The 13,494-nt window shown below is 29.9% G+C and carries 14 protein-coding genes and 1 pseudogene; 6 read left to right on the forward strand and 9 right to left on the reverse strand.

Features of this window, described 5'->3' with window-relative positions:
- Positions 1-112 precede the first annotated feature (112 nt).
- Positions 113-674, reverse strand: a pseudogene (locus tag HMPREF3241_RS12600) (thioredoxin family protein).
- Between the two features lie 168 nt (positions 675-842).
- On the opposite strand from HMPREF3241_RS12600, the gene HMPREF3241_RS11555 reads away from it, so the two are divergent.
- The 3 genes from HMPREF3241_RS11555 to HMPREF3241_RS11565 are packed head-to-tail and all read left to right on the forward strand — an operon-like array spanning position 843 to position 2,772.
- A complete protein-coding gene (locus HMPREF3241_RS11555; RefSeq protein WP_002457925.1) occupies positions 843-1,328 on the forward strand; it encodes a hypothetical protein in 486 nt (161 codons plus the stop codon).
- A gap of 53 nt (positions 1,329-1,381) precedes the next feature.
- Positions 1,382-1,939: a DUF1700 domain-containing protein gene (locus tag HMPREF3241_RS11560; protein ID WP_002447480.1), complete on the forward strand. Its 558-nt coding sequence runs from the start codon at positions 1,382-1,384 to the stop codon at positions 1,937-1,939.
- A complete protein-coding gene (locus tag HMPREF3241_RS11565; RefSeq protein ID WP_002447479.1) occupies positions 1,936-2,772 on the forward strand; it encodes a DUF4097 family beta strand repeat-containing protein in 837 nt (278 codons plus the stop codon). Before HMPREF3241_RS11560 ends, HMPREF3241_RS11565 begins: the two co-directional genes overlap by 4 nt.
- A gap of 53 nt (positions 2,773-2,825) precedes the next feature.
- Here the strand turns inward: HMPREF3241_RS11565 and HMPREF3241_RS11570 are convergent, their stop codons facing one another.
- On the reverse strand, positions 2,826-3,866 hold the full coding sequence (locus HMPREF3241_RS11570) for a C45 family autoproteolytic acyltransferase/hydrolase (RefSeq protein WP_002447478.1): 1,041 nt from the start codon (positions 3,864-3,866) through the stop codon (positions 2,826-2,828).
- A 379-nt stretch (positions 3,867-4,245) separates the two neighbouring features.
- On the opposite strand from HMPREF3241_RS11570, the gene HMPREF3241_RS11575 reads away from it, so the two are divergent.
- Positions 4,246-4,416 (forward strand): hypothetical protein, encoded by a 171-nt coding sequence (locus tag HMPREF3241_RS11575; RefSeq protein WP_001830431.1) that lies wholly within the window; start codon positions 4,246-4,248, stop codon positions 4,414-4,416.
- 213 nt (positions 4,417-4,629) lie between these two features.
- On the opposite strand, the gene HMPREF3241_RS11580 is transcribed toward HMPREF3241_RS11575, so the two are convergent.
- Positions 4,630-5,028: a YolD-like family protein gene (locus tag HMPREF3241_RS11580; RefSeq protein ID WP_002447477.1), complete on the reverse strand. Its 399-nt coding sequence runs from the start codon at positions 5,026-5,028 to the stop codon at positions 4,630-4,632.
- 235 nt (positions 5,029-5,263) lie between these two features.
- Here HMPREF3241_RS11580 and HMPREF3241_RS11585 point away from each other — a divergent pair, with 235 nt between their 5' ends.
- Positions 5,264-6,292 (forward strand): 6-phosphogluconolactonase, encoded by a 1,029-nt coding sequence (locus tag HMPREF3241_RS11585; RefSeq protein ID WP_002447476.1) that lies wholly within the window; start codon positions 5,264-5,266, stop codon positions 6,290-6,292.
- Positions 6,293-6,402: 110 nt separating this feature from the next.
- Here HMPREF3241_RS11585 and HMPREF3241_RS11590 read toward each other — a convergent pair whose 3' ends face one another.
- The 3 genes from HMPREF3241_RS11590 to HMPREF3241_RS11600 form a co-directional block, all read right to left on the reverse strand.
- Positions 6,403-7,782: an aldehyde dehydrogenase gene (locus HMPREF3241_RS11590; protein WP_002447475.1), complete on the reverse strand. Its 1,380-nt coding sequence runs from the start codon at positions 7,780-7,782 to the stop codon at positions 6,403-6,405.
- Positions 7,783-8,080: 298 nt separating this feature from the next.
- Complete coding sequence (locus HMPREF3241_RS11595; RefSeq protein ID WP_070853676.1) at positions 8,081-9,010, reverse strand: manganese-dependent inorganic pyrophosphatase; 930 nt, start codon at positions 9,008-9,010, stop codon at positions 8,081-8,083.
- Between the two features lie 54 nt (positions 9,011-9,064).
- On the reverse strand, positions 9,065-9,619 hold the full coding sequence (locus tag HMPREF3241_RS11600) for a cysteine hydrolase family protein (protein ID WP_002447473.1): 555 nt from the start codon (positions 9,617-9,619) through the stop codon (positions 9,065-9,067).
- Positions 9,620-9,813: 194 nt separating this feature from the next.
- On the opposite strand from HMPREF3241_RS11600, the gene HMPREF3241_RS11605 reads away from it, so the two are divergent.
- Complete coding sequence (locus HMPREF3241_RS11605) at positions 9,814-10,911, forward strand: glycosyl hydrolase family 28-related protein (RefSeq protein ID WP_002447472.1); 1,098 nt, start codon at positions 9,814-9,816, stop codon at positions 10,909-10,911.
- 112 nt (positions 10,912-11,023) lie between these two features.
- Here the strand turns inward: HMPREF3241_RS11605 and HMPREF3241_RS13040 are convergent, their stop codons facing one another.
- From HMPREF3241_RS13040 to HMPREF3241_RS11615, 3 genes are all read right to left on the reverse strand, one after another.
- Positions 11,024-11,182 (reverse strand): hypothetical protein, encoded by a 159-nt coding sequence (locus HMPREF3241_RS13040; protein ID WP_002447471.1) that lies wholly within the window; start codon positions 11,180-11,182, stop codon positions 11,024-11,026.
- Positions 11,183-11,512: 330 nt separating this feature from the next.
- Positions 11,513-12,316, reverse strand: a complete 804-nt coding sequence (locus HMPREF3241_RS11610) for a prephenate dehydratase (RefSeq protein WP_002447470.1) — start codon at positions 12,314-12,316, stop codon at positions 11,513-11,515.
- Positions 12,317-12,334: 18 nt separating this feature from the next.
- Positions 12,335-13,402 carry a nitric oxide synthase oxygenase gene (locus tag HMPREF3241_RS11615; RefSeq protein ID WP_002447469.1) on the reverse strand — a complete coding sequence of 356 codons (1,068 nt, stop codon included), beginning with the start codon at positions 13,400-13,402 and terminating at the stop codon, positions 12,335-12,337.
- Positions 13,403-13,494: the final 92 nt, after the last annotated feature.

Genomic DNA, 13,494 nt, shown 5'->3' on the forward strand with positions numbered 1-13,494 from the left:
GTTAGTTAAGTGACTCAGACATATAAAAATTGTTTAGTCATTAATTAAAATTTATGAGGTGTATTTTATAGGGTGGGACATAGAATTCATGACGAGTTCTGTCCCACTCGTTTTATTTATATACAAGTAGATTTATTATTGAGTTAAAACTGATTCCAAAATATTGAATTAATTTTATACCTTTGACTAATAATAATATGTGTTTCTTTAAGTCAATCCTCAAAAATTAGGATGGGTTTTATCTGGCAACTTATTACTTCTAATTTTATTGACAAAATTTGTACTTCTTTTGCTTTTGGTCCCCAAACTGTTAATCGTTTGAATAAATCGTTCATGAAGACAAAGATAGGGATAGCACTTGATTAACTATTTGTTAAATATTGATCAATCAGATGTGTATCATTATCTCTATGAAAAACTCTTGCTTCGATGTTCAGAAATTCAATAATATACTTTAATATTAGAATGTTAATCATGGCATCGCCACACCAATACTCTTTAATTATAAGCACCTTAGAATAATTCGATTCTCTTAATTGATTTAAACGTGCATCATTAAGTGGTAGGTGGAAGAAATTATAAATGGATAATAAATTGTCTTTATTTACTTGTATTTCCTTAATGAATTCATTGAGTGTTTGACTTTTATTAAAATAAGTTTCTAAATTTCTTATATAAAAACCCTCCCTTGAATAATTTAAAATGTTATATCAATTTTTTGAGTTTAAAGAAATTAAAATAACTTAATATATGTATATTAAATAATGTGACTATCTTGTTAGATGAAACTACATTGTGCATATGCTATATTAATTAGAACAAGAGTGAAAGTGGTGACTCAGGTGCGAATTCAAAGTAGATGGTTAATATTCGCTATTTTTTTAACTGGAGCTATTTCTTTATTGATAGGTTTGACTTATTACAAAAGTATAAAATCTGTGGATTTATCTGGTTACAGTGTGAATCAAATTAGTTTAAATCATGGTTTTAATCAAAAAGGATTTGTGGTTAATAAGAAAATTAAATTAGATAGATATACCTTTTACAATGATAAAAATCATAAAGATTTTACAGTAAAAGTAAAAAATAAAACGCATAAGGTTAAAGGCATGGTTTTAGTCAAAGATGATAAAGTTGAAACAAATTTTGGTGTTAAAATGGGTGACCCAATTGATAAAGTCATCAATAAATTGGGAGAAAACTACAAGATTAATAAAGTAGGTAAAAATTATCACTCAATGACATATGTAGACCGTTTTAATAAACTGAAATTAAACATTTTATATAAAGATAACATTGTTAAAAGAATTGAGTTCTTTAGTAAATAATAATCAAAAAAGTATTAGATATTTTTTAGTTCAGATTGAGAGCGTGCGTAAATATGGATAAAATAACCTTCTTAAATGAATTAGAATTAGCTTTAGATGATTTACCTAGAGAAGAAAAAGATAGTATTATGCACAAGTATGAAAACTTATTCTATGAAGAAGAGTTGAAAGGGATTAGTGAATCACAAATTATAAAAAAGTTAAATGATCCTTATCATATTTCCAAAGAAGTAAAAGCTAGAAGTGCTATTCATTATGCTAGTTACAAACCAACCTTAGCAAACATCGTAAGAGCAATACTAGCATCGTTAAGTCTTGGTATTTTGTCGTTATTTATTATTTTAATACCGGTTGTTATCATTGCATTACTTATTCTACTCTGTTTCCTTATTTCTATTTGTTTTATCTTTGCACCATTTGTTTTATTATTTTATTCAGTATTACATGGTTTCGAAAATGCTATAAGTAATGTGTTTTTTTCAATTTCTTTTACAGGTTTAGGAATTATGTTTATTGTTATTACTTTGAAAATTGGTGAAATAATTCATAAACTTATTTTGAAATATCTTCTTTGGTATATAAAGACTGTTAAAGGAAGCGTTAAAGAATGAAAAAGCTTTTTATTAGTGGTTTAATCATATTTATCATTTTCTTTGCTAGTGGTACTATGACGTGGTTTACTATAGATAAAAACAAATACGATAATCGACATTATAACAAAACTATAAATAGTAAAATTGAACATTTATCAATAAGTACAGTAACAACCAATGTTAATGTAATTTCTGGGAAAAAATTAGCCGTTTATTTTACTGGAGATAATAAAATAAATGTTACAAAAAATAATAAAAGGTTAAGTATTAAAGAAAAACGTGCAGTAGATAGAGGATATGGATTAAATTTTAATCCATTTCACTCAAATAATAGGAAGCTAACAATTGTTGTACCAGAAAAAGACCTTAAATCTCTTAATATTCAATCGTTATTGGGAGAAATTGATTTAAATCAAGTGAATTTGAAACATGTTTCATTGGAAACAGATAGAATTATACAACTTAAACGGTCTGAACTCAATCAGCTAAATATCGAATCCTCTAAAGCAAATTTTTATATTACAGACTGTTTAATCAGGGAAGGTCGTATGAAGCTTGATAAGGGCTTAACTCATGTTAAAAATAGTACATTAAGTGATACTGTTTTCTTGGTTAATAGAGGTGATATTTCCATGACGGACATGAAATCTAGCAATGATATAAAAGCTTCTACACAAAAAGGTAATATTAATTACCATTTTGGCGAAAAACCCAAAAACACCTTGCTTAAACTTCATCCTGGTCATGGAAATAAAGAAATTAAAAATCGATATTTCGACAAAGGAAAAGTAGGAAACAGCGATAATATATTGGAATTTTACACTGTGGATGGCGATATTATAATTGAATAAATAATATAAATTATTCGACCCTTTGATTTATTAAGATAGGGTCGAATTTTTAATTAGTATGTGGCAAAAGTTAATGGTGTATCTATTTCGCCTTCAAAGTAATTTATATTCAATTTCTCACCTTTTAACCAATTAGAGAAATTGATTGAGGTTGGATGACTGTTTTGACCTAATGCCATCCATGCTATTAATGAATTAGGTTCATATAGTGAAGTATGAATTGTACCAGACCAACTCTTAAATAGTTTGCTATAGATTTCGTATTGCGGGTCGTTAAATAATTTGAATGCGATATCTTTGTTTGTAGAAGGAGTTGTTTTATTTATTACACGATTTAAGCGTTCTTTAGATTCTCTTGTATAATTTCTATTTTCATGGGTAAGCAATTCAAAATGATTTGTACATATATGTTCATACCTTACATCTATTGATCGAGGTGTAACTTCGACAATGGCATAATTCGAATGTCTATCCATTAGTATATAACTGAATGAACTACGGTGCGGTACTTCTTTTAAAAATTTGATTGCTTCAGTTACATTTTTGCAGTTTTCAAGTATAAGCCGACCAACCATGTAACATACAAACCCATTTTCAGGCTTTTTACGATGCATAAAATTATATGCCATAACTAAACCATACTCGTTCATACCATCCATTCTACCAGTCACTCTTGAAGTCGGTCCTATTTGAGATAATCCCCCGTCATTAGGTTGAAATAATAAGTATCTACCATCATACGTTGCAGGATGATAATCATAATTTCGAACTAAAAAATCACTACCTTTATATACTGTGCAGCCACTGTCCTTTAAATCAGTAAATCGATAATGGCCAAAATTTAAAATCATTTGTTTTGTAGGTAGATTCAATACATCTTGCATGCCAATTATTTCTTCCCAAATCTGTGGTGAATAGACTTGAAATATATCATAGGTTTCTTTGACATCAATATCAAAACGTGGAATTCTCTTTCGCCATTCTTTATTTCGATTTTTTAATAAAGGAGTGGTTTGTAACCAAAGAGCAGTCTTTACTCCTAAATCATAGTGCGAACCGCGATGAGTCATTATATCAGAACGTACTTTTTGCATTTTATAATCTCTCCTTATATTTTTACTTCAATGTAATATAAAAGTAACTTAGTATTAATTGAACTTGATTTATGTAAATCATACAATCTAAATTAAGACAATGACATTATCTCAATAGGAGTGATCATTCTGAATATTGATAATTACAAAGTAATCACTGATAAATTAAAATCTTGGTTGCTAAGTTAATCTGTGTGTACCATGATTAAAGAAATCATTTAATTGTTTCATTTTAAGCATCTTTAGTTGATATATTATCATAATTTATATTCATATTTAGAATAATTATCCGTAAAAAGGGTATATATTTAATGATGAAGTTAAGTATGCTATCATTATGAAATGTAGCTATGCATATTAATTATAGAGGTGAAAACTAATGTGGAACTTTATTAAAGGGTTATTCAAATTTGTCTTTAGTTTATTAGCTATTACTACAGTAGTAGTAGGCATCGGTGTAGTTGCCTTTGCTTATATTTTTAAAAAAGACTTTGAAGATATCGAAAGAAAAACGAAAGAAATCGTTTCTGATATCGAAAACAACAATTAATTTATAATAATTTAGGAATAAGCCTGTACATCATTGAGATGTGTAGGCTTATTTTTATTAGTTGATTTTACCAATTATCAGTCAAAATTAATTATTGAATTCTAAAATTAATAATTAAATGGTTTCATTCAGAAAGGCTTTAGATAACACTAAGTATGTTTGTGATTATATAACTGTAAAATGAAAAATTCATAATAAATTCTCTTGTACTCTTTATATAAAAGAAATATCTATAATATCTAAAAATGAAACTTTGTGACGTTCTCTTGAATGAGGAGCAGTACCTTCAATCTCATAATTCATTGAATCAATCCGATGTATAATGAGCTCTATAAAGTTAATATATCCTTCTTCGTAATATTTGATATTGACTGGGCGTGATTGTTGTAGTGCTTCATGTAAATGTATATTTAGTTGCGAAAGTTGGTCGTCTGAAAGCACTGGTCTGCTCACTTTATTTTGATCTATCATATATTGATAAATTGTTTCAAACTGTTCTGGTAAAGTTGCGAATGGTGCCCATTTAACCATACCACGACCGGTAGGAATATTTTTATCTAACATGTCTCGTGGTATATTACGGTAATCCATTTCATTAAATATATCTTTCATTATTCAATCACCTCAATCTTTATAGTATCATTATACGAACATTTGTTCTGTTTTTCAATATAAAGTTTTTAGCAATATAATTGTTCGTGATGTTTTAGTGTGATAGAAGTAATTTCTAATTTGATTTCGTTACTATAAGTAGTAAGGTGATATGTAAAATGACTTTTCGTTGTAAATTAAACATACTTAAAGGTAAAATTGAATCAATGATTAATGATTTTATGGAGGTTTTGGTATGACATTAGGTTATATAGGTTCTTATACTAAAAAGAATGGTAAAGGTATATATCGCTTCAAATTAAATGACGAAACAGGAGTCATTGAAGCGTTAGAAACTGGTTATGAAATTGAAGCGTCAACTTATCTTACTCGTAAGGAATCGTTTTTATATGCGATTACTAAAGAAGGTGAAGAATGTGGTGTAGCTAGTTTTAACATTAAAGAAGATGGACAACTGGAATTAATTAATAAATGTCTAGCATCAAAACAGGGAACTGGCTGTTACATTCAAGTGTCTAGTAATGGTAAATATTTATTTGAAGCGGTTTATGGTGCAGGACTTGCAAGGATTTATAAATTAAATGAAATTACGGGAGCAATAGAGAAATTAATAGAAGAACTTGCGCATGAATTTCCAACTGGCTCACATGAAAGACAAGATTCATCACATGTTCATTTTTTAAATGAAACACCTGATCATAAGTATGTTGTAGCTACTGATTTAGGTACAGATAGAGTTGTAACATACAAATTTGGTGAGGATGGTTTAAACCAATATGCAGTTTCTCAATTCAATAATTCAGACGGACCTCGTCACATCGCTTTTAGTAAAGATGGGCGACACGCGTATATCGTTCATGAGCTATCAAATGAGGTGAGTGTTACAGAATACCAAGATGGTAAGTTCATTGAGCTAGAAAGACATTCAACTATTCCAAGAGACTTTGATGGGGAATCGAAACTAGCAGCAGTAAGACTATCACATGATGGGAAGCACTTATATATAAGTAATAGAGGGCATGATAGTATTGCTATGTTTGAAGTTTTAAAAGATGGCAGGTCACTGAGAAGTATTGAAATACAACCAAGTTACGATGCCTTTCCAAGAGACTTTAATATAACTGAATCAGATAATTATTTAATTTGCGCACATCAAGAAGGGGAATCAAAAGTTTCAATTTTTGAGCGTGATAACATAACTGGCAAACTTTCATTAAAAGATAAAAAAGCTATAGCTAATGAAGGTGTCTGTGTACTACTATAAGATGTCTTTGAATAATATAAAAGCGATATAAAAGCCCTTGAGTGATTATGAGATTAAATAACAAAACTCTGTATATCACTCAAGGGCAATTCATATGGAGATAACTAACACTAGTTCTTGAAGAAGGTTTTAATATATTTAAATTTACCTTTGTATGGAGGGAAAAATAAACTCGATTCTAGACGTGTAGATTTAAATGTATATGATTTCATATGACTAAATGTATCAAAAGAATACTTACCATGATATTGACCTATGCCTGAAGAACCTATGCCACCGAAAGGTAAGTTAGGATTAGCTAAATGCATTAACGTATCGTTAATTGCACCGCCCCCAAATGATAATTCTTCAAGCACTCTATGTGTCATGTTTTCATCTTCGCTAAAAAGATACAAACTTAATGGTTTTGATTTACTTTGGATGATTTCAAGTACTTCATCGAAATTATCATAAGTAATGATAGGCAAAATGGGTCCGAATATTTCTTCTTTCATGATTTTATTGTCATTGGTTATGTTATCCAAAAGAGTTGGTTCAATATATAAATCTTCCTTAGAACTATTACCTCCAAAAACAACATTATCTTTATGAATTTGAAGTAAGTCATTCAACCGATTAAAGTGCTTTTGATTAACAATCCGTCCGAAATCAGGGCTTTTTTCAATATTTTCTCCGTAAAATTCAGTAATTGTTTTTTTAAGCGCTTTTATTAAATCATTTTTAACTTTCCGCTGAACTAATATATAATCTGGAGCGACACACGTTTGACCAGCATTTGTAAATTTACCAAAACTAATACGCTCACTCGCTACTTTGATATTGGCTGTATCATCGACAATAACAGGTGATTTACCGCCAAGTTCAAGAGTAACTGGAATTAATTTTCTTGCTGCAGCTTCATAGACAATTTTTCCGACTTTTTCACTTCCAGTAAAGAATATATAATCAAATGGTAAACTTAATAACGTTTGAGTTTCTTCAATGCCACCTTCAACAACAGAGACGTATGTTTCATCAAATGTATCTTCAATGATGTCCCTAATCACAATAGCAACATGAGGTGTTAACTCTGAAGGTTTAACTATAGCAGTATTTCCGGCAGCTATTGCTCCTATGAGAGGTTCGAAAACTAATTGAACCGGATAATTAAATGGTCCTATAATAAGCACCGTACCGTAAGGTTCTTTTTTAATATAACTCTTTGTAGGGAATAAGTAGAGTGGTGTATCCGTTTGTTTGGTTTTCGACCAATTTTTTAACTCTTTGCGCATTAGTTTTATGCTTTTCAAAAGCATACCAATTTCAGTTGCGTATGCTTCAACCTTACTTTTACCTAAATCTTTATATAAGGCATCTAATAATTTATTTTCATGATTTTTGATATTTTTACTTAGTAATTTAAGTTGTTGTTTTCGAAATTTAAGGTTTTTTGTTTTATGTGTATTAAAAAAAGCTTTACTATTGTTAAATTTATCTCTAATTATTGTCATAAAATTACCTCCAAATTATTTTTTTGGTAAAGAGGTTGAGATAGTCCTGAATATATTAAATGAGAACATAAAAAGATTAGTGATTATTTCTTCTTAAATATAAAATTTTGTTTAAAAAGTTACAAAAAGGGAGTGGAATAGAATTCATATCGAATTCTTAGTCCACTCCTGAAATTTAGAACTAACAATTTAATAACACCTGTTATCAATGTGTTATTAAATCAATCAACTACTGAGAAATTACTCTAGGATGAAAAAATATATCATGGGCAACAACATAGTTTTAATGCTTTTAAAATTATTGAGTTAAAACTTCAGTGATTTGAGGAACAACTTGTTTTTTTCGTGATACAACACCAGATAAGAAAGCCATACCATCATCTAGTTGTACTTTAAATGCTTCTCCAACTTTATCTTTTTCAGCACCAACTACAAGGATTTTAGAATCGCTGTTAATAATATCAGTAACTACAAGAACGAATAAATCGTATTTTTCATTGGCACTCATTTCTAACATAACTTTTTCAAATTCATCTTTACGATCTAAAACTTCATCAATATCTACAGTATTGACTTGAGCAATACGTGTTACATAATCTCCCATATTGAATGATTTAGCATCCATATTGACAAGTGTTTCAGCAGATTTATCTGTTGTTGAAGCACCTGCTTTTAACATCTCTAAACCATATGCTTCTAAATCAACATTTGCAGTATCTTTAAGTGCTTGAGCAGCATCTACATCTTCTTTTGTGCACGTAGGTGATTTAAATAATAAACTATCAGAAATGATAGCTGAAATCATAAGTCCAGCGATTTCTGGTTTAATTTCAAAACCACGCTCTTTATACATTTTATATAAAATTGTTGCACTACAACCAACAGGTTCTGCTCTATAGTATAAAGGGCCAGCTGTTTCAAAGTTAGAAATTCTATGATGATCTATCACATGTTTAATTGTTGCGTTTGAAATGGTATCTGCACTTTGTTGAAACTCGTTATGGTCGACTAAAATAACATCTTGTCCTTTTAAATCTTCGTTTAATAATTCTGGAGCTTCTACGTTAAAATGATCTAGTGCAAATTGAGTTTCCGCACTTATTTCACCTAAGCGATAAGCTTTTGCTTCAGTATTACCAGTTTGTTGCTCAAAATCAGCCATAATTAAAGCTGAAGAAATAGCATCAGTATCTGGATTTTTGTGACCGAAAATAAAAGTTTTTGTCATTTTCAATATCTCCTTATACATATATTGTTAATCATATTTTATCATGATTGTTGTTTAATCTTCTACTTTTGCACCAAGGGAATTTTTAAAATGAGAGAGTGCCCATTGATGACCATCTTGGTTAAATGATGCTACGCCTCTAATTGGGATAGTGATGTTATAACCTAAATTGTATGCCGAAACAGCGGTGTGCAAAATACAAATATCCGTGCAAACACCCACAATTTCAATATCATTGATTTGTCTTTCACGTAATAAACTATCTAATGGCGTGCCGTAGAATGAATCGTATCTCGTTTTATCTAAATAATGTACATTCATTTGGTCTTTAATAGAGTTGTATAATCTTCCTACCTCGCCATATAACTCACGACCTGGTGTTTGATGAATATTATGATTGGGGAATAATTTACTTTCAGGATGAAATTGATCATTTTCATAATGCAAGTCCATTAGGAAAAATATTTCCTGTTGATTATCATGATAATTTTTTATACGCTGAGTAATAAAAGTTTCAATTTCTTGTCCGGGTTTGCCACATGTTAATTTACCATTATCGTCAATAAAATCAAAAGAGTAATCTACAATGATTAATGCTTTGTTACTCATTAGAACATCCTCCCAATATGTGTTTGAAAAGCGTTAGATTGGTATATTTATATAAAGCTAAGACTTTTGTAATCGTTTAAATTAAATTAGCATAAAAAAAAATATATACCATAATTAAAACGAAATGTAATTATAGTATATAGACTTTACTTTAAGCACACAATCATTATTTAAAATATATGAGGAGTTATAACATGTTTATCAATGCAAAAGATTTCGGATTAAAAGGAAAAAGTAAATATAAAGATACAAGAGCGATTCAAAAAGCATTAAATTACGCAAAAAAAGGCAGACACACTGTTTATATACCTAAAGGAACTTATTATATCAGAAAAGCTTTAGTTATTTATGATTCTACAACATTGTTATTGGATGAAGGTGCAATACTTTTAAGACAAGGGAAAGACGCACTATTAAAAAATGGTAGACGTTTAAAGCTATATCACGGCTATAATGGAAATAGTCACATTTATATTAAAGGAGGAACTTTTGATATGAATGGAGGCGAATATCCATATAATAATACAGCCATGTGCATGGGACATGCAGAAGACATTCAAATTTTAGGTGTAACATTCAAAAATATTGTTGGGGGGCATGCACTCGACGCATGTGGAATCAATGGTTTACACATATCAGAATGTGATTTTAAAGGATTTCTTGATATTGATGGAGATCGTTCTTTCTCTGAAGCAGTACAATTGGATATACAAGTACCTGGCGCTTTTCCTAAATTTGGAACTACAGATGGAACGATTACGAAAAATGTTGTCATTGAAAAATGCTATTTTGGTCGTTCAGATCATCCTAAAATGAAAGCGTGGAATAGAGCTATTGGCTCTCATGCCAGTAGATATAACTGCTATTATGAAAACATTCATATCAATCAAAACATCTTTGATAATTTAAATGAGTATGCTTTAACTCCTCTAAAGTCAAAAGACACATTTATTACAAAAAATAAATTTATAAATTGTAATGGTGGAATAAGATTTCTTGGAGTGAAGGATGGTAAAAATGCTGCCGATCCTATTACAGGACAAGTGATGGAAACTCAAGCTGGCGAGAATTTCAATGTGATAGGTAATACTTTTATTGGGAAGATGAAAAGAGATGCGATTCATATTAGAAGTTATCATAACGTCCGACATCAACACGTTTTTATAGCGGCAAATCAATTTGAAGATGCTTCACAATCAATACATTTAGAAAATATTAATGGACTTACTTTAAATCAGGAACAAACAAAAATCAAAATCAAGAGTATTGATGTGAAAAAAATTAGTAATTAAAGATTCAGAAATATATTAATCATTGAATCATTTAGTAAAAATATAAGAGTACAATCTTTAATAGGTAAAATGATTAACGAAATTTTGATAGAACTTGGTGACCAGCACATATTCACACGATTAAAATAGAAAATGTGACAAGAAAAGATGTTGCACCACGATAATGTCTGTATTCAGTCTTAGGAATTGTTTCTACACTATCATTAGTGGGGATAAGGACTGAAGTTTCCTTTGGTAAAGTAAGTTGAGCCGCATTATATTCTTTATACATTAGGCACCTTGTTAATTTAGTTTAGTGGTATTTATTAAATTATACGAAAGGGCCTAATTTTTTAAGTATTTCAATGTAAAATGACATATAAACACAAAGTATTTTGGAGAGACTCTTGAGGGAACAGGACAAGCTGAAGACTACAGGATGAAGCTGTCCCCTAAGAAATCAATCCAACAATACGAAGTATTGTAAATAAAGAAGCCCGTAAATGAATTTATAAAAAACTCATTTACGGGTTATTTTGCTAGGAATTATGTCCTAGCCTTTTAACTTTATGGAATTGTAAAAAATATAGTGCTTTCAAGAATTTTTATCAATCATGTAAAGTTAGTTTTTCTTGTTAAAAGCGCCTATGATTTTAACTTGAAAATCCAAAGTCTCTAAAATTGAAACAATTTTATTCACATCATTATTTATAGCAGTATCGGCTTGAACATAAAAATGATACATTCCTAATTGAGTTTTAAGTGGTCTAGATTCAATCCACGATAAATTTATGTTGAATAAAGTAAAAGTATTTAAAACACTGGCTAAAAGTCCTGGCTTATCATACTTAGGCGTGATAAGAAAGATAGTAGTGTTTGGATGTTCAATAAAATGAGTATGATTTTTTACTACTAAAAATCTAGTTACATTATGAGGATAATCTTGTATATGTTGATCTAAAGTATGGTAACCATAAGTTTCCCCACTCCCAAGAGGAGCTATTGCTCCAATACCATCTTTTATCATGTTAAGGCTTTGAATAGTGCTATCTACATAATCATAGTCAAACTGTTGACGATGAATGTAGTTTATTGTTTGACTGATTGCTGGAGCAATTGAATATACTTTATGAATATCATCAAGTGAATTTGAATGATGACCGTAAAGTGAAAAATCTATATCTAGTTGAATTTCACCATGTGCGTATACATCATGATGTGCTAATGAATCTGCCACGATGTTGATAGTACCTTCAATAGAGTTTTCAATAGGGACAATTCCTACAGCCTGTTTATCTTTAGATACGGATTGAATGACTTCATGCAAATTGGATAATGGAATGAAGTCATACTGTTCGTGTGATTCAAATTGCTTAGCCGCTAGATATGAAAAAGTTCCTTTAGGTCCTAGATAATATAAATGCATTATGCCACCTCGTTTAAATTAATGGAAAGGGCACTTCATAGGTTCTTCTTTTTTATAGAAGAAATTCGTATGATGCATTGTATTATCATATCCATGATGATAGTTAGAAGTTAAAGTTGGTGAAAGTGGAGGTGCCAGCCAAGACCACTTACCAGTAACATCTCTGTTTTGTTGATGTTCATTTCGTTCAAACATTTCAAATTGCTTCGCTGCAGTTAAGTGGTCAACAATAGAAACACCATCAGCTTTAAATGAATGATACACAGCATGATTTAACTCTACAAGTGCTCGATCTTTATTAAATGAATTATTTTTAAGTGTATCAAATTCAAAAGCTTCTGCAACTTTTTCTAAAAGATTATAACGATAGGTGTCTGTGAAATTACGTACAGCAATTTCGGTTACCATATACCATCCATTAAAAGGTGCTGTAGGGTAAGTAATACCACCGATTTTTAAATCCATATTTGAAATAATAGGTACTGCATACCATTTTAAACCTAATTTTGAAAGCTTGGGATAGTTTTCATGATGTATAGAAACTTCTTTTACAATATCATGTGGAAGTTCGTGTATTTTTATAGTGTCGTTTGGCAATTGATAAATCAGAGGTAAAATATCAAAATTTGAACCTTTACCTTTCCAACCAAGATGTTCAGCCAAACGAGTAACCTCTTTTTCAGATGGATCGCCAGCATTTTCATAACCAGCATAACGGATCAATTGATTATTATAAATTTTAGGTGTATCTTCAGGACTAAAAATTGTAATATATGGTTTGATTTTTCCACCGTTTGTAGCTTCTTTAATATGTGTATGTATAAATTTTATAAATTCTTTTTCGTCACATACATCTCGGGCATCTTTAACATTTAAAGAATCCCAAAACAATCTACCAATACAACGATTTGAGTTTCTCCATGCCATTTTTGCACCGTAAGATAATTCTTCATAAGTATGTGTGTAACTACCAGTCAAGTTAATTTCTTGCTCAATCTCTTTCATTCTATTTTCAATTTCATTAGCATTATATTTTAATTCGCTATACATGGTCTGAATAAATGATTTTGCTTTATCTATTAGCATTTAAAACACCTCAATCGTCATTATACGTGAGCATATACTGTTTCTTGAATAATATAGGGAATTGTCATAAATTTGTCGACACTAAATTAGAA

The sequence above is a fragment of the Staphylococcus sp. HMSC34G04 genome (assembly GCF_001838765.1).
GTDB lineage: Bacteria > Bacillota > Bacilli > Staphylococcales > Staphylococcaceae > Staphylococcus > Staphylococcus epidermidis.

What these genes read in the sequence shown, in the direction of transcription:
- HMPREF3241_RS11560 (WP_002447480.1), top strand. Translation starts at nt 1,382, where the DNA reads ATGGATAAAATAACCTTCTTAAATGAATTAGAATTAGCTTTAGATGAT.
- HMPREF3241_RS11565 (WP_002447479.1), top strand. Translation starts at nt 1,936, where the DNA reads ATGAAAAAGCTTTTTATTAGTGGTTTAATCATATTTATCATTTTCTTT.
- HMPREF3241_RS11570 (WP_002447478.1), bottom strand. Translation starts at nt 3,866, where the DNA reads ATGCAAAAAGTACGTTCTGATATAATGACTCATCGCGGTTCGCACTAT.
- HMPREF3241_RS11575 (WP_001830431.1), top strand. Translation starts at nt 4,246, where the DNA reads ATGTGGAACTTTATTAAAGGGTTATTCAAATTTGTCTTTAGTTTATTA.
- HMPREF3241_RS11580 (WP_002447477.1), bottom strand. Translation starts at nt 5,028, where the DNA reads ATGAAAGATATATTTAATGAAATGGATTACCGTAATATACCACGAGAC.
- HMPREF3241_RS11585 (WP_002447476.1), top strand. Translation starts at nt 5,264, where the DNA reads ATGACATTAGGTTATATAGGTTCTTATACTAAAAAGAATGGTAAAGGT.
- HMPREF3241_RS11590 (WP_002447475.1), bottom strand. Translation starts at nt 7,782, where the DNA reads ATGACAATAATTAGAGATAAATTTAACAATAGTAAAGCTTTTTTTAAT.
- HMPREF3241_RS11595 (WP_070853676.1), bottom strand. Translation starts at nt 9,010, where the DNA reads ATGACAAAAACTTTTATTTTCGGTCACAAAAATCCAGATACTGATGCT.
- HMPREF3241_RS11600 (WP_002447473.1), bottom strand. Translation starts at nt 9,619, where the DNA reads ATGAGTAACAAAGCATTAATCATTGTAGATTACTCTTTTGATTTTATT.
- HMPREF3241_RS11605 (WP_002447472.1), top strand. Translation starts at nt 9,814, where the DNA reads ATGTTTATCAATGCAAAAGATTTCGGATTAAAAGGAAAAAGTAAATAT.
- HMPREF3241_RS13040 (WP_002447471.1), bottom strand. Translation starts at nt 11,182, where the DNA reads ATGTATAAAGAATATAATGCGGCTCAACTTACTTTACCAAAGGAAACT.
- HMPREF3241_RS11610 (WP_002447470.1), bottom strand. Translation starts at nt 12,316, where the DNA reads ATGCATTTATATTATCTAGGACCTAAAGGAACTTTTTCATATCTAGCG.
- HMPREF3241_RS11615 (WP_002447469.1), bottom strand. Translation starts at nt 13,402, where the DNA reads ATGCTAATAGATAAAGCAAAATCATTTATTCAGACCATGTATAGCGAA.